Annotated in this window: 28 protein-coding genes; all 28 read left to right on the forward strand. The window is 57.9% G+C overall.

Features of this window, described 5'->3' with window-relative positions; genetic code table 11:
• Positions 1-16 precede the first annotated feature (16 nt).
• The gene (gene rpoC, locus LF599_RS05765) at positions 17-4,171 is read left to right on the forward strand and encodes a DNA-directed RNA polymerase subunit beta' (protein WP_279522621.1); all 4,155 of its coding nucleotides are present in this window, start codon (positions 17-19) and stop codon (positions 4,169-4,171) included.
• A 215-nt stretch (positions 4,172-4,386) separates the two neighbouring features.
• Entirely contained in the window at positions 4,387-4,758 is a 372-nt protein-coding gene (gene rpsL / locus LF599_RS05770; RefSeq protein ID WP_269941384.1) for a 30S ribosomal protein S12, read from the forward strand.
• Positions 4,759-4,856: 98 nt separating this feature from the next.
• Positions 4,857-5,327: a 30S ribosomal protein S7 gene (gene rpsG / locus LF599_RS05775; RefSeq protein ID WP_272700323.1), complete on the forward strand. Its 471-nt coding sequence runs from the start codon at positions 4,857-4,859 to the stop codon at positions 5,325-5,327.
• A gap of 15 nt (positions 5,328-5,342) precedes the next feature.
• A complete protein-coding gene (gene fusA / locus LF599_RS05780) occupies positions 5,343-7,415 on the forward strand; it encodes an elongation factor G (RefSeq protein ID WP_279522622.1) in 2,073 nt (690 codons plus the stop codon).
• Between the two features lie 130 nt (positions 7,416-7,545).
• On the forward strand, positions 7,546-7,866 hold the full coding sequence (gene rpsJ, locus LF599_RS05785; RefSeq protein WP_014324026.1) for a 30S ribosomal protein S10: 321 nt from the start codon (positions 7,546-7,548) through the stop codon (positions 7,864-7,866).
• 10 nt (positions 7,867-7,876) lie between these two features.
• Positions 7,877-8,509: a 50S ribosomal protein L3 gene (rplC, locus tag LF599_RS05790; protein WP_279522623.1), complete on the forward strand. Its 633-nt coding sequence runs from the start codon at positions 7,877-7,879 to the stop codon at positions 8,507-8,509.
• Between the two features lie 12 nt (positions 8,510-8,521).
• A complete protein-coding gene (rplD, locus tag LF599_RS05795; RefSeq protein WP_279522624.1) occupies positions 8,522-9,142 on the forward strand; it encodes a 50S ribosomal protein L4 in 621 nt (206 codons plus the stop codon).
• Positions 9,142-9,435 (forward strand): 50S ribosomal protein L23, encoded by a 294-nt coding sequence (rplW, locus tag LF599_RS05800; protein WP_272700319.1) that lies wholly within the window; start codon positions 9,142-9,144, stop codon positions 9,433-9,435. Before rplD ends, rplW begins: the two co-directional genes overlap by 1 nt.
• A 3-nt stretch (positions 9,436-9,438) precedes the next feature.
• Positions 9,439-10,269: a 50S ribosomal protein L2 gene (gene rplB, locus LF599_RS05805; protein ID WP_279522625.1), complete on the forward strand. Its 831-nt coding sequence runs from the start codon at positions 9,439-9,441 to the stop codon at positions 10,267-10,269.
• A gap of 11 nt (positions 10,270-10,280) precedes the next feature.
• Positions 10,281-10,550 (forward strand): 30S ribosomal protein S19, encoded by a 270-nt coding sequence (gene rpsS, locus LF599_RS05810; protein ID WP_014324031.1) that lies wholly within the window; start codon positions 10,281-10,283, stop codon positions 10,548-10,550.
• Between the two features lie 12 nt (positions 10,551-10,562).
• Positions 10,563-10,895, forward strand: coding sequence for a 50S ribosomal protein L22 (gene rplV, locus LF599_RS05815; protein ID WP_269941382.1), 333 nt, complete (start codon positions 10,563-10,565; stop codon positions 10,893-10,895).
• 1 nt (position 10,896) lies between these two features.
• Positions 10,897-11,538 (forward strand): 30S ribosomal protein S3, encoded by a 642-nt coding sequence (gene rpsC / locus LF599_RS05820; protein ID WP_279522626.1) that lies wholly within the window; start codon positions 10,897-10,899, stop codon positions 11,536-11,538.
• The gene (gene rplP / locus LF599_RS05825) at positions 11,538-11,951 is read left to right on the forward strand and encodes a 50S ribosomal protein L16 (protein WP_279522627.1); all 414 of its coding nucleotides are present in this window, start codon (positions 11,538-11,540) and stop codon (positions 11,949-11,951) included. The genes rpsC and rplP overlap by 1 nt, the downstream gene beginning before the upstream one ends.
• 1 nt (position 11,952) lies before the next feature.
• Positions 11,953-12,144 (forward strand): 50S ribosomal protein L29, encoded by a 192-nt coding sequence (gene rpmC, locus LF599_RS05830; RefSeq protein ID WP_269941379.1) that lies wholly within the window; start codon positions 11,953-11,955, stop codon positions 12,142-12,144.
• A gap of 3 nt (positions 12,145-12,147) precedes the next feature.
• Complete coding sequence (gene rpsQ, locus LF599_RS05835; RefSeq protein WP_014324036.1) at positions 12,148-12,414, forward strand: 30S ribosomal protein S17; 267 nt, start codon at positions 12,148-12,150, stop codon at positions 12,412-12,414.
• A gap of 18 nt (positions 12,415-12,432) precedes the next feature.
• On the forward strand, positions 12,433-12,801 hold the full coding sequence (gene rplN, locus LF599_RS05840; RefSeq protein WP_269941378.1) for a 50S ribosomal protein L14: 369 nt from the start codon (positions 12,433-12,435) through the stop codon (positions 12,799-12,801).
• Between the two features lie 7 nt (positions 12,802-12,808).
• Positions 12,809-13,132, forward strand: coding sequence for a 50S ribosomal protein L24 (gene rplX, locus LF599_RS05845; protein WP_269941820.1), 324 nt, complete (start codon positions 12,809-12,811; stop codon positions 13,130-13,132).
• Positions 13,133-13,140: 8 nt separating this feature from the next.
• The gene (rplE, locus tag LF599_RS05850; protein WP_279522628.1) at positions 13,141-13,680 is read left to right on the forward strand and encodes a 50S ribosomal protein L5; all 540 of its coding nucleotides are present in this window, start codon (positions 13,141-13,143) and stop codon (positions 13,678-13,680) included.
• An 11-nt stretch (positions 13,681-13,691) separates the two neighbouring features.
• Complete coding sequence (locus LF599_RS05855) at positions 13,692-13,877, forward strand: type Z 30S ribosomal protein S14 (protein ID WP_014324040.1); 186 nt, start codon at positions 13,692-13,694, stop codon at positions 13,875-13,877.
• Between the two features lie 15 nt (positions 13,878-13,892).
• Positions 13,893-14,276, forward strand: coding sequence for a 30S ribosomal protein S8 (rpsH, locus tag LF599_RS05860; RefSeq protein ID WP_269941377.1), 384 nt, complete (start codon positions 13,893-13,895; stop codon positions 14,274-14,276).
• A 12-nt stretch (positions 14,277-14,288) separates the two neighbouring features.
• Positions 14,289-14,825, forward strand: a complete 537-nt coding sequence (gene rplF / locus LF599_RS05865; RefSeq protein ID WP_269941376.1) for a 50S ribosomal protein L6 — start codon at positions 14,289-14,291, stop codon at positions 14,823-14,825.
• 10 nt (positions 14,826-14,835) lie between these two features.
• Positions 14,836-15,195 carry a 50S ribosomal protein L18 gene (rplR, locus tag LF599_RS05870; RefSeq protein ID WP_269941375.1) on the forward strand — a complete coding sequence of 120 codons (360 nt, stop codon included), beginning with the start codon at positions 14,836-14,838 and terminating at the stop codon, positions 15,193-15,195.
• Between the two features lie 16 nt (positions 15,196-15,211).
• Entirely contained in the window at positions 15,212-15,703 is a 492-nt protein-coding gene (gene rpsE / locus LF599_RS05875) for a 30S ribosomal protein S5 (RefSeq protein WP_279522629.1), read from the forward strand.
• 12 nt (positions 15,704-15,715) lie between these two features.
• Positions 15,716-15,889 (forward strand): 50S ribosomal protein L30, encoded by a 174-nt coding sequence (rpmD, locus tag LF599_RS05880; RefSeq protein WP_269941374.1) that lies wholly within the window; start codon positions 15,716-15,718, stop codon positions 15,887-15,889.
• Positions 15,886-16,332 (forward strand): 50S ribosomal protein L15, encoded by a 447-nt coding sequence (gene rplO / locus LF599_RS05885; protein WP_269941373.1) that lies wholly within the window; start codon positions 15,886-15,888, stop codon positions 16,330-16,332. Before rpmD ends, rplO begins: the two co-directional genes overlap by 4 nt.
• 32 nt (positions 16,333-16,364) lie before the next feature.
• Entirely contained in the window at positions 16,365-17,666 is a 1,302-nt protein-coding gene (gene secY, locus LF599_RS05890; protein ID WP_279522630.1) for a preprotein translocase subunit SecY, read from the forward strand.
• Between the two features lie 2 nt (positions 17,667-17,668).
• The gene (map, locus tag LF599_RS05895; protein WP_269941372.1) at positions 17,669-18,439 is read left to right on the forward strand and encodes a type I methionyl aminopeptidase; all 771 of its coding nucleotides are present in this window, start codon (positions 17,669-17,671) and stop codon (positions 18,437-18,439) included.
• A 131-nt stretch (positions 18,440-18,570) separates the two neighbouring features.
• Positions 18,571-18,684, forward strand: coding sequence for a 50S ribosomal protein L36 (gene rpmJ, locus LF599_RS05900; RefSeq protein ID WP_014324049.1), 114 nt, complete (start codon positions 18,571-18,573; stop codon positions 18,682-18,684).
• Positions 18,685-18,689 lie beyond the last annotated feature (5 nt).

An 18,689-nucleotide genomic window follows, 5' to 3' on the forward strand; every position in this document is an offset into this window, starting at 1 on the left:
ACGATAGGGGATATCCATGACGTTGGACGATCTGTTCACCTTGCGTGGAGCGCCGAATGCGGCTGCCCAAGGCCGTAACCTGAAGGCTATCCAGATATCCATCGCCTCGCCCGAGACCATTCGCGAGTGGTCCTACGGCGAGGTCAAGAAGCCCGAGACCATCAACTACCGAACCTTCAAACCGGAGCGTGATGGTCTTTTCTGCGCCAAAATCTTCGGTCCCGTGAAGGACTACGAGTGCAACTGCGGTAAATACAAGCGCATGAAGCACCGTGGCATTGTCTGCGAAAAATGCGGCGTTGAGGTCATCGCTTCCAAGGTTCGCCGCGAGCGCATGGGTCATATCGAACTGGCCGCGCCTGTGGCGCACATCTGGTTCCTGAAGACGCTGCCGTCCAAGATCGGCACGCTGCTCGACATCACCATGGCCGACCTGGAAAAGGTCCTGTACTTCGACTCCTACATCGTGCTTGATCCGGGCGAGACCCCGCTCAAGACGCACCAGGTGGTCAGCGAGGATCAGTACTTCCAGGTCATCGACCATTTCGGTGAAGACGCCCTGACCGTGGGCATGGGCGCGGAAACCGTTCGCACCATGCTCCAGGCCCTCGATCTGCCGACCCTGCGCGCCGAATTGCGCGAGGAGTCCCAGACCACCCGGTCGCAGACCAAGAAGAAGAAAATCACCAAGCGACTCAAGATCGTCGAGGCCTTCCTGGAGTCCGGCAACAAGCCCGAGTGGATGATTATGGAAGTGATTCCCATCATTCCGCCCGAGCTGCGTCCGTTGGTTCCTCTGGATGGCGGCCGTTTCGCCACCTCCGACCTCAACGATCTGTACCGCCGCGTCATCAACCGTAACAACCGGTTGAAAAGGCTGCTTGAACTCGGCGCGCCCGAGATCATCATCCGCAACGAGAAGCGCATGTTGCAGGAGGCCGTCGACGCATTGTTCGACAACGGCCGCCGCGGCCGCGCCATCACCGGCACCAACGGCCGTCCGCTCAAGTCCCTGTCCGACATGATCAAGGGCAAGCAGGGCCGGTTCCGCCAGAATCTGCTCGGCAAGCGCGTCGACTACTCCGGCCGTTCGGTCATCGTTGTCGGCCCGAAGCTGAAGCTGCACCAGTGCGGCCTGCCCAAGAAGATGGCCCTGGAACTCTTCAAGCCGTTCATCTATTCCGAGCTTGAGAAGCGCGAAATCGCCACCACCATCAAGTCGGCGAAGAAGATGGTCGAGCGCGAAGACCTGGTCGTCTGGGATATCCTGGAAGACGTGGTCCGCGAATACCCGATCATGCTCAACCGCGCCCCGACCCTGCACCGCCTCGGCATTCAGGCCTTCGAGCCGCTGCTCGTCGAGGGCAAGGCCATCCAGCTGCACCCGCTCGTCTGTTCCGCATACAACGCGGACTTTGACGGTGACCAGATGGCTGTGCACGTTCCGCTTTCGGTCGAGGCGCAGATCGAGTGCCGCGTGCTGATGATGTCCTCCAACAATATCCTCAGCCCGTCCAACGGTTCGCCGATCATCAACCCGTCGCAGGATATCGTCCTCGGCTTGTATTACCTGACCACGCCGCGTTCCTTCGAGAAGGGCGAGGGCATGATCTTCTCTTCTCCGGAAGAGGTTATCTCCGCCTACGACTTCGGTGCGGTGGGAATCCACGCCAGCATCAAGGTGCGCATCAACGGCGAGATCGTCGAGACCACAACCGGCCGCATTATCGTTTCCGAGCTGCTGCCTGAGAAGGTCCCGTTCGAGCTGGTCAACACCGTCCTGAACAAGAAGAACATCGCTGCCCTGGTTTCCGGCGCCTACCGTCTGGCGGGCACCAAGGCCACGGTCATTCTTTGTGACCGCATCAAGGACCTGGGTTACGAGTTCGCCACCCGCGCCGGTGTGACCATCGGCGTCAAAGACCTCAAGATCCCGGACAACAAGCCGAAGATGCTGGCCACGGCCAACGCCGAGGTGGACGAGATCGAGAACCAGTTCCAGGACGGCATCATCACCCGTACCGAGAAATACAACAAGGTCGTCGACGTCTGGACCAAGGTGACCAACGACATCTCCAACGAAATGATGAAGGAGATGTCCACCGACGTTCTGACCGATCCGAAGACGGGCAAGACCGAAGTCAATTCGAGCTTCAACCCGATCTACATGATGGCCACGTCCGGCGCCCGAGGCAACCAGGACCAGATGCGTCAGTTGGCCGGTATGCGCGGACTCATGGCCAAGCCTTCGGGCGAGATCATCGAGACCCCGATCACCGCGTCCTTCCGCGAAGGTCTCTCGGTCCTGCAGTACTTCATCTCCACCCACGGCGCACGAAAGGGTCTGGCCGATACCGCGCTCAAGACCGCCAACTCCGGTTACCTGACCCGTCGTCTGGTTGACGTCGTCCAGGATGTGACCGTGTCCGAACTGGACTGCGGCACCGTGGACGGTCTGGAACTGACTCACTACATCAAGGGCGGCGAGATCAAGCAGCGCCTGGCTGAGCGCGTTCTCGGCCGCGTGACCATGTTCGATACCTATGACGAGGAGACCGGCGAGCTGGTCATCCCCGCCAACACCATGATCGACGACGAATACGCCAAGAAGCTCGACGCTTCCGGCGTGAACTCCATCGTCATCCGCTCCGGCCTGACCTGCAAGGCCGCGCACGGCGTCTGCGCCATGTGCTACGGCCGAGACCTGGCCCGCGGGCATCTGGTCAACGTCGGTGAGACCGTCGGCATCATCGCCGCACAGTCCATCGGCGAGCCCGGTACTCAGTTGACCATGCGTACTTTCCACATCGGTGGCACCGCATCCAAGGAAATCGAGTCCTCCAGCATCGAATCGCAGCACAACGGCCGCGTCATCACTTCGCGTATGCGCACCGTCGTCAACTCCGAGGGCGACAAGATGGTGCTCGGCAAGAGCTGCCAGGTCGGCATTGTCGACGAGCAGGGCCGCGAGCGCGAGAAGTACGTGCTGCCTTCCGGCGCGCGTCTGCTGGTCGATGAAGGGCAGGAGGTCAAGAAGGGCACCCCGCTGGCGGAATGGGATCCATACATGGAGCCGTTCATCGTCGACGTGTCCGGTACCATCAAGTTCAAGGACATCATCGAAGGGAAGACCGTCCAGGAGGACCGTACCTCCAAGGCGTCCTTCACCATCATGGAATACCGCACGACCAACTTCCGTCCGGCCGTGACCCTGTTGGGCGAGGACGGCAAGGCCGTGCATCGGCCCGGTACGGATATCGATGCCAACTTCGCCATGCCTGTCGGCGCCATTCTCATGGTCAAGGACGGCGACACGGTCCGAGCGGGTGACGTCATTGCGCGTAAGCCGCGTGAGTCCTCCAAGACCAAGGACATCGTCGGTGGTCTGCCGCGCGTTGCCGAGCTCTTCGAAGTGCGCAAGCCCAAGGATCTGGGCGTGCTTTCTTCCATCGACGGTATTGTCACCTTCGGTGCCGAGACCAAGGGCAAGCGCAAGGTCGTCGTTACTCCCGAGACCGGCGATGCTCAGGAATTCCTCATTCCCAAAGGCAAGCACATCACCGTCCAGGAGTCCGACTTCGTCGAGGCCGGCGATCTGCTGACCGAAGGCTCCCCGGAGCTGCACGACATCCTGCGGATCAAGGGCGAGAAGTTCCTGGCCCGCTATCTTGTCGAGGAAATCCAGGACGTGTACCGCTTCCAGGGCGTCAACATCAACGACAAGCACATTGAAATCATCGTGCGTCAGATGCTCAAGAAGGTCTCCATTCTGAATCCGAATTCCACGTCTTTCCTCATGGGAGAGCAGGTGGACAAGCAGCGGTTCATGGAGGAGAACTCCAGGGTCATTGCCGAGGGCGGAACGCCCGCCGTGGCCGAAACCCTGGTGCTTGGCATCACGCAGGCCTCGCTGTCCACGGACTCCTTCATTTCGGCAGCTTCGTTCCAGGAGACCACCAAGGTCCTGACCGAGGCGTCGCTGAAGGGCAAGTCCGACCAGCTGCGCGGCCTGAAAGAAAACGTTATCGTGGGTCGGTTGGTGCCCGCCGGAACCGGTTTCCGCAAGTACACGGATGCCGAGATCAGCGTTCCCGACCAGACCGAACGTCCCGACAAATTCCTGGAGGAGTTGGAGGAAAGACCGCTTCTCGTGGACGTGCCGTCGGCGTAGCGCTGCTGGAATTATAACTCCGCAGCAATTGATATAACAGATTGAAAAAGTTGGAGAGGCCCTGCCTCTCCAACTTTTTTGAAGGTCTTGACCGAAAAGTACACCCAATCTCCGGGCGAAACACCTTGACAACGTCCGGTTGAATGGAGTACTTCCGGTCCTCTTTGCGCATGATTTGCGCACAGGTAGCGTATTAACTAATGATTGGAGGATGAATGCCCACTATTAACCAGCTCATCCGTAAAGGCCGCGAAGCGCAGCCCAAGCGGAAGAAGACCCCGGCCCTGATGGAATGCCCTCAGCGCCGCGGTGTTTGCACCAGGGTGTACACCACGACCCCGAAGAAGCCGAACTCCGCACTTCGTAAGGTTGCCCGTGTGCGTCTGACCAACAGCATGGAAGTCACCGCCTATATCGGTGGTGAGGGCCATAACCTGCAGGAACACTCCGTGGTTCTGATCCGCGGCGGCCGTGTAAAGGACCTTCCCGGTGTCCGTTACCACATCGTCCGCGGTACTCTCGATACCTCCGGTGTCGACGATCGTCGCCGCGGCCGTTCCAAGTACGGCACCAAGCGCCCGAAATAAGGTTATAGCTTCATTTTCATTGCCCGGGGAGGGATGACAAAGTAGGGCGGAGGCTGCCCGAAATAATGTCCCCCCGGCCGAAACTCAAGGAGAAAGAAATGCCTCGCAAAGGTCCTGTCGCCAAGCGGCAGATCCTGCCGGATCCCGTATACGGCAGCAAGCTCATCACTCGCTTCATCAACCGTCTGATGCTGGACGGCAAGAAGTCTACTGCGGAAAGAATTTTCTACAAGGCCATCGACATCCTGGCCGAGAAGACGAACGAAGATCCCCTGCGCGCTTTTGAAAAGTGCCTCGAAAACATCCGTCCGGCCCTGGAAGTCAAGTCCCGCCGTGTTGGCGGCGCCACTTACCAGGTGCCCATGGAAGTTCGTCCCGACCGTCAGACCGCCCTGGCCATTCGCTGGGCCATCGCCTACGCACGCGGCCGCGGCGAGAAGGGCATGGTCGCCCGCCTGTCCGGCGAGCTGCTGGACGCTTACAATAACCGTGGCGGCGCTGTGAAGAAGCGTGAAGATACCCACAAGATGGCTGAAGCCAACAAGGCTTTCGCTCACTACCGTTGGTAGTCACGGAGTAGTACAGTGGCGAGACAAGTACCCAGAGAGAAACAACGCAATATTGGTATCATGGCCCACATCGATGCGGGCAAGACTACCACTACTGAGCGAATTCTGTTTTACACCGGCGTGTCCCACAAGCTCGGTGAGGTCCATGACGGCGAGGCCACCATGGACTGGATGGTTCAGGAGCAGGAACGCGGCATCACCATCACTTCCGCCGCGACCACCTGTTTCTGGCGCGATCATCGCATCAACATCATCGACACGCCCGGCCACGTTGACTTTACCATGGAAGTCGAGCGTGCCCTGCGCGTTCTGGACGGCGCTGTCGCCGTCTTCGACTCCGTTGCGGGCGTCGAGCCTCAGTCCGAGACCGTTTGGCGTCAGGCTGACCGCTACCACGTTCCCCGCATGGCGTTCGTCAACAAGATGGACCGCATCGGCGCCAACTTCTTCCGTTGCGTCGACATGATGAAGACCCGCCTCGGCGCCAAGCCGGTTCCTCTTCAGCTTCCCATCGGAGCCGAAGACGATTTCGATGGCGTCGTCGACCTCATCGAAGGCAAGGCCTACATCTACGATCACAAGGACCACGGTGCCAGCTTCACCACCACCGAGGTCCCGGCCGAGCTTCAGGACCAGTACGAAGAGATGCGCGCCGAGATGATCGAAGCCATCGCAGAAGAGGATGAAACTCTCCTCGAAAAGTACATGGCCGAAGAGGAGCTGACTCCGGAAGAACTGCGCGAGGGCGTGCGCAAGGCCACCACGAGGCTGGCCATCTGCCCCGTGCTGTGCGGCACCGCGTTCCGCAACAAGGGTGTGCAGCCTCTGCTCGACGCCGTCGTCGATTATCTGCCCAGTCCCTTGGACATCGAAGTCATGAAGGGCACCGACCCGAGGACCGAAGAGGTCGTCGAGTGCCCCTGCGACGACGACGTGCCCATGGCCGCCCTGGCCTTCAAGCTCATGACCGACCCGTTCGTCGGTCACCTGACCTTCCTGCGTCTCTACTCGGGCAAGATCGAGTCCGGCGCCACGTTCATGAACGCGGCCACCGGCAAGAAGGAGCGCATCGGTCGTCTTCTGAAAATGCACGCCAACAAGCGTGAGGAAATTAAAGAGGCATACGCCGGCGACATCGTTGCCGCCGTCGGCCTCAAGAACATGGCCACCGGCGATACCTTGTGCGACCTCAAGCGCGCCGTGGTTCTGGAGTCCCTGGACATCCCGGAGCCGGTTATCGAAGTGGCGATCGAACCCAAGACCAAGGCAGACCGCGACACCCTGTCCGCCGCTCTCGTCAAGCTGGCCAAGGAGGATCCTTCCTTCCGCGTCAAGGGCGACGAGGAGACCGGACAGACCCTGATCGCCGGAATGGGTGAGTTGCATCTCGAAATCATCGTTGACCGCCTGCTGCGCGAGTTCAACGTGAACGCCAACGTGGGCGCTCCCCGCGTGGCCTACCGAGAGACCATCTCCGCGCCGAACAAGGTTGATGTCAAACATGCCAAGCAGTCTGGTGGCCGTGGTCAGTACGGCCATGTCGTCATCGAAATCGAGCCCAACTCCGAGAAGGGCTACGAGTTCGTTGACGAGATCAAGGGCGGCGTGATTCCCAAGGAATACATCCCCGCCGTTGACAAGGGCATCCAGGATGCCATGAAGAACGGCATCATGGCCGGTTTCCCGGTCGTTGATGTTAAGGTCAAGCTCGTTTTCGGCTCCTACCATGAAGTCGACTCCAGCGAGCAGGCCTTCTACATCGCCGGTTCTCTGGCCATCAAGGAAGCCTGCCGAGGCGCCAAGCCGGTGCTGCTCGAACCGATCATGTCGGTTGAAGTTGTTACCCCCGAGGACTACCTCGGCGATGTCATGGGCGACTTGAACGGCCGCCGCGGCCGCGTGGGCGAAATGGAAGCCCGCACCGGCGTGCAGGTCATTCGGTCCTTCGTGCCGCTGTCCGAGATGTTCGGTTACGCCACTGATCTTCGTTCGAAGACTCAGGGCCGGGCCACCTTCACCATGCAGTTCGATCACTACGAGCGGTTGCCGAACAACTTGGCCGAAGAATTGATGAAAGGAAACGATTAAACGTAGAGCCGAGGATTTTCCCTTTGCTTGACAGTGCGGTGGCGTGGGTGTATTCATCCCGTCCGCCGCATGGTTCGGCGCCTTTTTCTTTCGGGCGCGGTAAAGATAAATCCTTTGAGGAGAAAGCACTATGGCTGCTTCGATGGCGAGCGATCGCATCAGAATTAAACTGAGAGCATACGATTACCGTATTCTGGACAAGGCTGTCACCGAAATCGTTGACACCGCCCGGAATACTGGTGCGGCTATTGCCGGCCCCGTGCCGCTGCCCACCGACATTCATCGTACCACCGTCCAGAAATCCGTTCACGTGGACAAGAAGTCCCGCGAGCAGTTTGAAATGCGCATTCACAAGCGTCTTCTGGATATCCTTGAACCCACTCAGCAGACTGTTGACGCTCTGGGCAAGCTTTCGCTGCCCGCCGGCGTGGACGTCGAGATCAAGCTCTAGGAGTATAGTTATGGCTAAGACTCTCGGATTGCTTGGCAGAAAGCTGGGCATGACCCGCATTTTCAAGGACGATGGTACCATCTGCCCCGTGACCGTTATCGAGGCGGGACCTTGCCCGGTCATGCAGATCAAGACCACTGACAAGGAAGGCTACAACGCCTTGCAACTCGGCTATGATTCCATTCCCGAGCGCAAGGTGAACAAGCCCATGAAGGGCCACATGGCCAAGGCAGGCAAAGACCTGTACCGCCTCCTCAAGGAATTTCCCCTTGAGGCCGTGGAAGGCTATGAACTGGGCCAGGAGATCACCGTCGATATCTTTGCCGCCGGTGAAAAGGTCAAGGTTACCGGTACCTCCAAGGGTAAGGGGTTCCAGGGCGTCATGAAGCGTCACAACTTCGCTGGCTCCCGCGCCTCCCATGGTGCCGAGAAGGTGCATCGCGTTCCCGGTTCCGTCGGTAACGCGACTTTCCCCGGCCGTGTTTGGAAGGGCAAGAAGATGCCCGGCCAGATGGGTAACGCACGCGTGACCTTGAGCAACGTGGAAATCGTCGATGTCAGGCCCGAGGACAATGTTCTCGTGGTGAAGGGCCAGGTTCCCGGCCCGAACAATGGCCTCGTCATGATCCGCAAGAACGGCTAAGAGGTATACGTCATGGCAAAAATTCAAGTTGTAGATCAGAATAACAATAAGGTGGGCGACATCGAGCTGGCTCCCGAGGTTTTCGAGGTTGAAATCATGCCTGAAATCCTCAACCAGGTCGTCCGCGCCCAGCGCGCTTCCCAGCGCCAGGGCACCCATGCCACCAAGAACCGTGCCCTGAAGACCGGCGGCGGCCGCAAGCCGTGGCGCCAGAAGGGCACCGGCCGCGCCCGCGCCGGCTCCACCCGTTCGCCCCTGTGGCGCGGTGGTGCCACCGTGTTTGGCCCGCAGCCCCGCGACTACACCTTCAAGGTCAACAAGAAGGTGCGCAAGCTGGCCCTGAAGATGGCCCTGTCCTCCCGCGTCTCCGAAGCGAAGATGACGGTGGTCAAGTCCATCGATCTCCCCGAGATCAAGACCAAGGCCTTCGCTGAAGTCGCCAAGAACCTCGGCCTGAACAAGACCTTGATCGTCGCCAAGGATGCCGATTCGACCCTGACGATGTCTGCGCGCAACATGCCGCACATCAAGGTCATCGAGGCCGACAAGCTGAATGTTTACGACGTGCTGCTGTACCCCGAGCTGGTTATGCTCGAGTCCGCCGCCCAAGACGTTCAAGAGAGGTTGAAGTAATGGATTATTCGAAAGTCCTGCTCAAGCCCGTGGTCTCCGAGAAGGCCAACGACGCCAAGGAGCAATCCAATCACGTCTCTTTTTACGTCCACCCCGATTCCAACAAGATCGAGGTGAAGAAGGCCGTTGAAGCAGCCTTCGACGTCAAAGTCGAGTCCGTGAATATCGTGAGCAAGAAAGCCATGCCCCGCAAGAAGTTCGGCCGACTCACCGGTGGTCGCATCCCCGGTTACAAGAAGGCCTACGTCAAGCTTGCCGCTGGTGATAAAATCGAAATCTTCGAAGGAGTGTAACCCATGGCAACCCGTAAGCTGAAGCCTACTTCTCCGGGACGCCGGTTCCAGACCGTTTCCGATTTTGCGGAGATTACCCGGACCACTCCCGAGAAGTCGCTGACCAAAGGCCTGACCAAGAAGGCCGGACGCAACAACAACGGCCGCGTGACCATGCGTCGTCGCGGCGGCGGCAACAAATCCCTGTACCGTTTGATCGACTTCAAGCGGAACAAGATCGGCGTGCCCGCCAAGGTTGCTGAGATCGAGTACGATCCGAACCGCAGCGCCCGTATCGCCCTGCTGCATTATGCGGACGGCGAGAAGCGTTACATCCTGGCCCCTGTCGGCCTGACCCAGGGCGATGTCATCGCCGCTGGCGAGGGTGCCGACATCAAGCCCGGCAACGCTATGCCTCTGACTCAGGTCCCGACCGGTACCATCGTGCACAACATTGAGTTGTACCCGGGCAAGGGCGGCCAGTTCTGCCGCGCCGCCGGTACCTATGCCCAGCTGATCGCCAAGGAAGGCAAGTACGCTCTTCTGCGTATGCCCTCCGGCGAGGTTCGCAAGGTGCTGGCCACCTGCTGCGCCACCATCGGCCAGGTTGGAAACATTCATCACGAGAACATCAAGATCGGTAAGGCCGGACGCAATCGTTGGCTTGGCCGTCGCCCGAAGGTCCGTGGTGTGGCAATGAACCCGATCGATCACCCGTTGGGTGGTGGTGAGGGCCGTAGTTCCGGTGGTCGCCATCCGGTGTCCCCGTGGGGTACCCCGGCCAAGGGTTACAAGACCCGGAACAGGAAGAAGGCTTCCTCGAAGCTCATCGTCAAACGCCGCGGCCAGAAGTAGGAGTATAACCAATGCCTAGATCTCTTAAAAAGGGTCCGTTCCTCGACGGTCACCTGATAAAGAAAATCCAAGTGGCTGCCGAAAATCAGGATCGCCGCGTGATCAAGACCTGGTCCCGCCGTTCCACGATCGTCCCCGAGATGGTCGGTATGACTTTCGCAGTCCACAATGGCCGTAAGTTCATCCCCGTGTTTGTGACCGAAAATATGGTCGGTCACAAGCTGGGTGAATTCTCCCCGACCCGTACCTACTTCGGCCACGTTGCCGACAAGAAAAAGTAGGGGGAGTAAATAATGGAAGCCAAAGCAGTTGCCAAGTTCATCCGCGTGTCTCCGCGTAAGACCCGCATCGTTGCCGAGAACATCAAGGGCAAGGGCGTCGAAGATGCCCTGAACATCCTGCGGTTCACTCCGCAGAAGCCCGCCGCCATTCTCAGCAAGGTGCTGTATTCCGCCGTTTCCAACGCGGAGCAGATGCCTGGTGTTGACGTTGATTCTCTGATCGTCGATTCGGTCGTTGTCAACGAAGGTCCTACCTGGAAGCGTATCCAGCCGCGTGCCATGGGCCGCGCCTACCGCGTCCGGAAGCGTACCAGTCACATTACCATCGTAGTCAAGGAACAGTAGTATGGGACAGAAAGTACATCCTTACGGTTTTCGTCTGGGGTATAACAAGAACTGGCTGTCCCGCTGGTACAGCAAAAAGGATTACCCTGCGTTCGTCTTCCAGGACGACCAGGTCCGCAAGTTCGTCAAGAAAAAACTGTATCAGGCCGGCGTTTCCCGTCTCGAAATCGAGCGGGCCGGCGGCAAGATTCGCCTGATCATCCACACCGCGCGTCCCGGTATCGTCATCGGCCGCAAGGGTGTAGAGATAGAAAAGTTGCGTGAAGAATTGCGCAACAAGTTTCAAACCGAGTTCACCATTGAGGTCAACGAGATCCGTCGACCGGAGGTTGAAGCTCAGCTCGTAGCTGAGAACATTGCCCAGCAGCTCGAACGTCGTATTGCCTTCCGCCGTGCCATGAAGCGCACGGTGGGCCTTGCCAGGAAATTCGGCGCCGAGGGTATCAAAGTCGCGTGTGCCGGCCGTTTGGCCGGAGCTGAAATCGCACGTGGCGAATGGTACCGTGATGGGCGTGTGCCCCTGCACACCCTTCGTGCCGACATCGACTACGGTTTCGCCGAAGCGGCCACCACTTACGGCGTCATCGGTGTCAAGGTCTGGATCTTCAAGGGTGAGATTCTGGACAAAGAGGTACAACAGTAATGCTCGCTCCAAAAAGAGTTAAATTCAGAAAGCGGCAGAAAGGCCGCCTCAGAGGCAAGGCCCAACGGGGTAACATAGTGTCCTTCGGCGATATCGGCCTGAAGGCATTGGAGCACGGAAAGATCACCAGCCAGCAGATTGAGTCCGCTCGTGTCGCCATCATGCGTCACATCAAGCGCGGCGGTAAGGTCTGGATCCGCATCTTCCCTGATTTCCCCGTCACCTCCAAGCCCGCGGAAGTCCGCATGGGTAAAGGTAAGGGCGCTCCCGACGGATGGGTTGCGCCGGTGAAACCGGGCCGCATCATGTACGAAGTGAAGGGCGTCGATATCGAGCTCGCCAAGGAAGCCCTCAAGCGCGCTTCCTACAAGCTGCCGATCAAGACGACCATCGTTGTGAAGGAGGGTCTGTAAGATGACTTCCAAAGAACTTCGTGAATTGGATGACGCCAAACTGGCTGAGAAGCTGAAGGAATCCCGGCACGAGCTGTTTTCCATGCGTTTCAAGCATGCGACCGCTCAGCTGGAGAACACCAAGGCTCTCTCCGGCGTCAAGAAGACCATCGCCCGTATCCTGACTATTCAGCAGGAACGACAGGGAGCTTAAGAAATGGCTGAGTTCAAATACCAAGGCAACAAGCGCCTGCTCACCGGCCTGGTGATCTCCGACAAGGCCGACAAGACCATCGTCGTCCGTGTCGAGACCCTGGTGAAGCATCCGCTGCTGAAGAAGTACATCCGCCGCCGCAAGAAATTCATGGCCCACGATCCGGCCAATGATTGCGGTGTTGGCGATACGGTGCAGATTGTCGAATCGAGGCCCATGTCCAAGCGCAAGCGCTGGCACCTGGTTAAGATCCTCGAAAAAGCCGTCTAGGGATTAGGAGGAAATCACATGATTCAGGTTGAATCCAATCTCGATGTCGCTGACAACTCCGGGGCCAAGAAGGTCGCCTGCATCAAGGTGCTCGGTGGTTCCAAGCGCCGCTATGCCAGCGTCGGAGATATTATCGTAGTGTCCGTCAAAGAGGCCATGCCCCATTCCAAGGTGAAGAAGGGCTCGGTCATGAAGGCGGTTGTCGTTCGCACGAAGAAGGAACTCGGTCGTCCCGATGGCTCCTTCATCAAGTTCGACAACAATTCCGCCGTGCTGCTCAACAACAACCTTGAGCCCGTCGGGACCCGTATCTTCGGTCCCGTGGCTCGTGAGCTGCGCGCCGCCGGTTTCATGAAGATCGTTTCCCTCGCTCCCGAGGTTCTGTAAGGAAATGATGATGAAGACTAAAATCCGTAAAGACGACAAGGTCATGGTCATCGCCGGGAAGGATAAGGGAAAGGTCGGTAAGGTCTTGAAGATCTTCCGTAAACAGGACAAAGTCCTGGTCGAGAAGGTCAATATGGTCCAGCGCCATACCAAGGCCAACCCCTATGCCCAGCAGCCCGGCGGCATTATCGAGAAGGAAGCCCCTATCCATGTATCCAATGTGGCTGTGGTCTGCGATGCATGCACCAAGCCCACGCGGGTAGGGTACAAGAAGACTGAAGACGGTAAGAAGGTGCGCTTCTGCAAGAAGTGCAACGAGACCTTCAAATAGGTATCAGTATGACACGTCTCGAAAAGTTGTATAACGAAAAGGTCGTCCCCGAACTCCAGAAGGAGTACGGCTACACCTCGGCCATGGAGATCCCCAAAATTGTGAAGATCTCCCTGAACATCGGCCTCGGCGTCGCCAGCCAGAACAGCAAGCTCATTGATGCCGCTGTTGACGAGCTGACCGCCGTTTCCGGTCAGAAGGCCGTGGTCACCCTGGCCAAAAAGTCCATCGCGCAGTTCAAACTGCGCGAGGGCCAGCCGGTCGGTTGCCGCGTCACCCTCCGTGGCGATCGCATGTGGGACTTTTATGACAAGCTCGTGAGCTTTGCTCTGCCCCGGGTCCGCGACTTTCGCGGTATTCCCGACCGTGGTTTCGACGGTCGCGGAAACTTTACCTTGGGTATCAAGGAACATACCATCTTCCCTGAGCTTGACATCGACAAGGTGGAGTTGGTGAAGGGCATGAACGTGACCGTGACCACCACGGCCAAGACCGACAAGGAAGGCAAGACCCTTCTTGACCTCCTTGGCATGCCCTTTAAAAAGTAGGAGGACGGAAAGTGGCCAAAACAAGCTTACGCGTTAAGGCAAGCCGCAAACCCAAGTTCAAGGTCCGCGCTTACAATCGGTGCCCGATTTGTGGCCGTCCTCGGGCTTTTCTGAGGCGGTACGGCATTTGTCGTATCTGCTTCCGCAACAAGGCTCTCGCCGGCGAACTGCCCGGCGTCCGCAAGGCGAGCTGGTAATTAAGGAGAATTGAAATGGCTGTTGTTGATCCTGTAGCCGACATGTTGACCCGCATCCGGAATGCGTACTGCGCCTATCACACTGATGTCGCCGTACCGGCTTCCAAGATGAAGTCCTCGATCGCGGGTATCCTGAAGGAAGAAGGTTATATCACCGACTACGCTGTCGAGGACAGGGACATCAGTATTACCCTCAAGTACGCCGACGGCAAACCGCTTATCACTGGCCTTCGTAAGGTCAGCAAGCCCGGTCGCCGCGTGTACGTTGGTGCTTCTGATATCCCCCGAGTCCAGAACGGCATCGGTATTTGTATCGTGTCCACCTCCAAAGGGCTGCTTGAAGGCGCCAAGGCCAAAGAGGCCAATGTCGGCGGCGAGCTGCTCTGCGAAATCTGGTAAAGAGGTTCCGTTATGTCTCGTATAGGAAAGAATCCCATCGACATCCCCTCGGGTGTCGAGGTGTCTGTCGGAGCCTCCGAAATCCAGGTCAAGGGTCCCAAGGGCTCCTTGAATACTCCGGTCGATCCGTCCGTTGAGTATAAGGTGGAGGATGGCAAGGTGTACGTTTCCCGCGTGGATGATTCCCGTCGCTCCTGCGGCCAGCACGGTCTTCGTCGGACCCTGCTCGCCAACTGCGTGGACGGCGTGACCAAGGGCTTTAGCAAGACCCTGGAAGTCATCGGCGTTGGATACAAGGTGTCCGTGCAGGGCAAGAAAATCGTGCTCAACGTCGGATATTCCCATCCGGTCGAGTTCGATCTTCCCGCAGGTCTGGACGCCAAGGTGGAAGGCTCTAAGCTGACCATCGAAGGCATCGACAAGCAGCTTGTCGGTGAAGTTGCGGCTCGGATTCGTCGTGTGCGTCTGCCGGAACCCTACAAGGGCAAGGGCATCAAGTATCTCGACGAAGTCATTCGCCGCAAGGCCGGTAAGTCCGGTTCCAAGTAGGGGTAAAGTCATGAGCAAAAGCAAGAATGCACAGCGGCTTCTTCGCAAGCCCCGCATTAGAAAGAAGATCTCCGGCACCGAAGCCCGGCCCCGTTTGGTCGTCTATCGCTCCAACCAGCATCTCTATGCTCAGTTGGTCGATGACGTGAACGGTGTGACGCTCGTCTCGGTCAGCACCCAGGTGCTGAACAAGGACGGCGAAACTCTGAAGGCCAACAAGGACTCCGCCGCCAAGGTGGGCAAGGCTGTCGCCGAAGCCGCCCTGGCCAAGCAGATCGAGACCTGTGTCTTCGACCGGAACGGATATATCTATCACGGCAAGGTAAAAGCTCTTGCCGACGGCGCCCGTGAAGGCGGGCTGAAATTCTAGTCACCAGGAAAGAACAATGGAACAGAATGAAAGTGGATTGATTGAAAAAATCGTCTACCTCAATCGCGTCGCCAAGGTTGTCAAGGGTGGCCGCCGTTTCAGCTTCAGCTGCCTGGTGGTCGTCGGCGATGGTGAGGGAGGAGTCGGTTACGGGCTTGGTAAGGCCAACGAAGTGCCCGAAGCCATCCGTAAGGCCAGCGAGCGAGCCAAGAAGAACATGATCAATGTTCCTCTGCTGGACGGCACCCTGCCGTATGAGGTTCTGGGACGCTATGGTGCTGGCCGGGTTGTGCTCAAGCCTGCCAGCCGAGGCACCGGCATCATCGCCGGCGGCCCCGTTCGTGCGATCATGGAGGCTGTCGGCGTCCATGACATCCTGACCAAGGCCATCGGCACTAACAACCCGCATAACGTGTTGCGTGCCACCATGGCCGGATTGGAGTCCCTGCGTAGCGCTGAAGAGGTTTCCTCCCTGCGCGGCGTGTCGGTATCCACTCCCAGAAAGTAGAAGGATAGCGCCGTGATTAAAGTCAAGCAGATCAAAAGCAAGATCGCATGCAAGCCCCACCAGGTGAAGATCCTGGAATCCCTGGGCCTGCACAAGATCAATCAGGTCAAAGAGCACGATGACAATCCTGTCATCCGCGGAATGATCTACAAGGTCAGACACCTGGTGGAGGTTACTGAATCATGAGACTTCATGAACTCTACGCCTTCCCGGAAGAATACAAGAACCGCAAGCGCATAGGCCGGGGCTCTGGCTCCGGTTCCGGCAAGACTGCCGGAAAGGGCCACAAGGGTCAGAACGCCCGCTCCGGCGGTGGCGTTCGTCCCGGCTTCGAGGGCGGCCAGATGCCTCTGGCCCGCCGTCTGCCCAAGCGCGGGTTCAAGAATCCCTTCCGTGAAGAATACGAAGCCGTGAACGTGGGCCGTCTGATTGCCCTGTTCGAAGGCAAGGACGAGATCACCCTGGCCGACATGTACGAGCGCGGCGTCGTCAAAGACGGCGCTCCGGTCAAAGTGCTGGGCACCGGTGAAGTCGAGAAGGCCGTGACCATTGAAGCCCATCGCTTCAGCGCGTCCGCTGCCGACAAGATTGCCAAGGCCGGCGGTACCGCCAAGGCCATTGAAGCATAAACTCACTATTGATTCGGAAGGGTACTGATACGATGTCAGGAGTTGATAATATTGCCCGGTTGCCGGAGCTGCGGAAAAAGCTGCTCTGGACGTTCGCACTGCTCGCTGTCTACCGGTTGGGCATACACATACCTATTCCAGGCGTCGATAGTGCTGCGCTTTCCGAGTTCTTCGCTCAGGCGCAGAACACTCTCTTCGACATGTTCTCCGGCGGTGGACTCAAAAGGATGTCCATTTTCGCCCTGGGTATCATGCCGTACATTTCGGCCTCGATTATCCTTCAACTTCTGACCGTGGTCAGCCCCGAGCTGAAGCGGCTCCAGAAGGAGGAGGGCGAGGCCGGCCGCAAGAAGATCACCCAGTACACCAGATACGGCACGGTGCTTATTACCATCGTGCAGGGTTTTGCCATCGCAACCGGTTTGGAGTCCATGAGTTCGCCCACGGGCGCGCCCATGGTTCTCTATTCCGGGATCGGCTTCAAGCTGATGACGATCCTTACCCTGACCGCGGGCACCGTGTTCCTGATGTGGTTGGGTGAACAGATGACCGAAAAAGGCATCGGAAACGGCATCTCCCTTATCATCTATGCAGGTATCATCGCCGGCCTCCCGGCCGCAGTGATAAACACCCTGCAACTGATGACCGTTGGCGAGATTTCGCTGTTCATCCTGCTCCTTCTTATCGTCGTGATGGTGGCCACTCTGGCCTTCATCGTGTTCATGGAGCGCGGACAGCGCCGTATTCCGATTCACTATGCCAAACGTCAGCAGGGGCGGCGCATGTTCGGCGGCCAGACTACGCATCTGCCGTTGAAGATCAACACCGCAGGTGTTATTCCGCCGATCTTCGCCTCTTCTATTCTCATGTTTCCTGCAACGCTTGCCCAGTTCTCTAGCAACAAGTATTTGCAGGACTTCTCCGCCTACTTCCGGCCTGATTCCGTCTTGTACAACATCCTGTACATCGGCATCATCATCTTCTTCTGCTATTTCTATACGGCGATCATGTTCGATCCCAAGGGAATTGCGGAGAATATCCAGAAGCAGGGCGGCTTCATCCCGGGCATCCGCCCGGGTAATCGCACCCGCGAATACATCGACAAAGTGCTTGCCCGCATCACCCTGTGGGGCGCACTGTATGTCTCCGCGGTCTGCGTCTTGCCCATGTTCCTGATTAGCAAGTTCGGCGTCCCGTTCTACTTCGGCGGCACCTCGCTGCTGATCGTGGTCGGCGTGGCCATGGATTTCATGGGCCGGATCGAATCCTACATGATCTCTCGCCAGTACGAGGGATTAATGGGGAAAGGTAACAAACTTAAAGGCAGGCGCTAGTTTTGAAAAAGTTCCGGGGCGTCTTCGTCAAGAACGATAAAGAGATTGGCCTCATGCGTGAGGCCAATCGTATTGTTTCCAAGATACTCGACGAGCTGGGAGAGAACGTCCGACCGGGCGTTCCCACCATGCTTTTCGAGGAAATTTGCCGGAAGCGGTGCGACGAATTCGGCGTCCGTCCGGCATTCCTCGGGTACCAGGGCTTTCCATATGCCCTGTGTTGCTCGGTTAATGAAGAAATTGTGCATGGTTTTCCGTCCAAGACCCGCATCATCGAAGAGGGCGACATCGTCAGCTTCGACATGGGCGTAGTCTACCACGGATTTTACGGCGACTCCGCCCGCACCTTCGGGGTGGGCCAGGTCTCCGAGGAAAGCCAAAAACTCATGGATGTTACCCGTGAGTCTCTGTATAAGGGTATCGAACAAGCCGTGCCCGGTAACAACCTCTATGACATTTCCGCGGCAATCCAGTCATATGTTGAAGGGTTCGGTTTCGGTATAGTCCGTCGTTTTGTAGGACATGGGATCGGAAGTCATCTCCACGAGAAGCCTGAGATCCCCAACTTCGTTCCCAAGGGCATCTCCGGCGTTCCTCTCAAGGCCGGAATGGTGCTTGCCATTGAGCCGATGGTCACGGTTGGGTCGTATGAGGTTGACGTTCTAGAGGACAAATGGACGGCTGTGACCAAGGACCGGAAGTACTCCGCGCACTTTGAGCACACCGTCGCTGTGACCTCCGATGGACCAAGAATACTGAGCGTGTCCGACTAGCTCCTGCGGGGGCCTGAAATTCGGGCTTGCACTTTATTCGAAAAGGCTGTAGAAAACACAGCTTCGTTTAAAAGGCCACCCCCCGAGAGGGGGGTATGGGCATTATTGTTATTTAGACATTGGAGATGGTCATGAAAGTCAGACCTTCTGTTAAGAAAATGTGTTCCAAGTGCAAAGTAATTCGGCGCAACGGTGTGCTGCGGGTGATCTGCGAAAATCCCCGGCACAAGCAGCGTCAAGGATAGAGGGT

This window comes from Pseudodesulfovibrio thermohalotolerans, assembly GCF_021353295.2.
GTDB lineage: Bacteria > Desulfobacterota > Desulfovibrionia > Desulfovibrionales > Desulfovibrionaceae > Pseudodesulfovibrio > Pseudodesulfovibrio thermohalotolerans.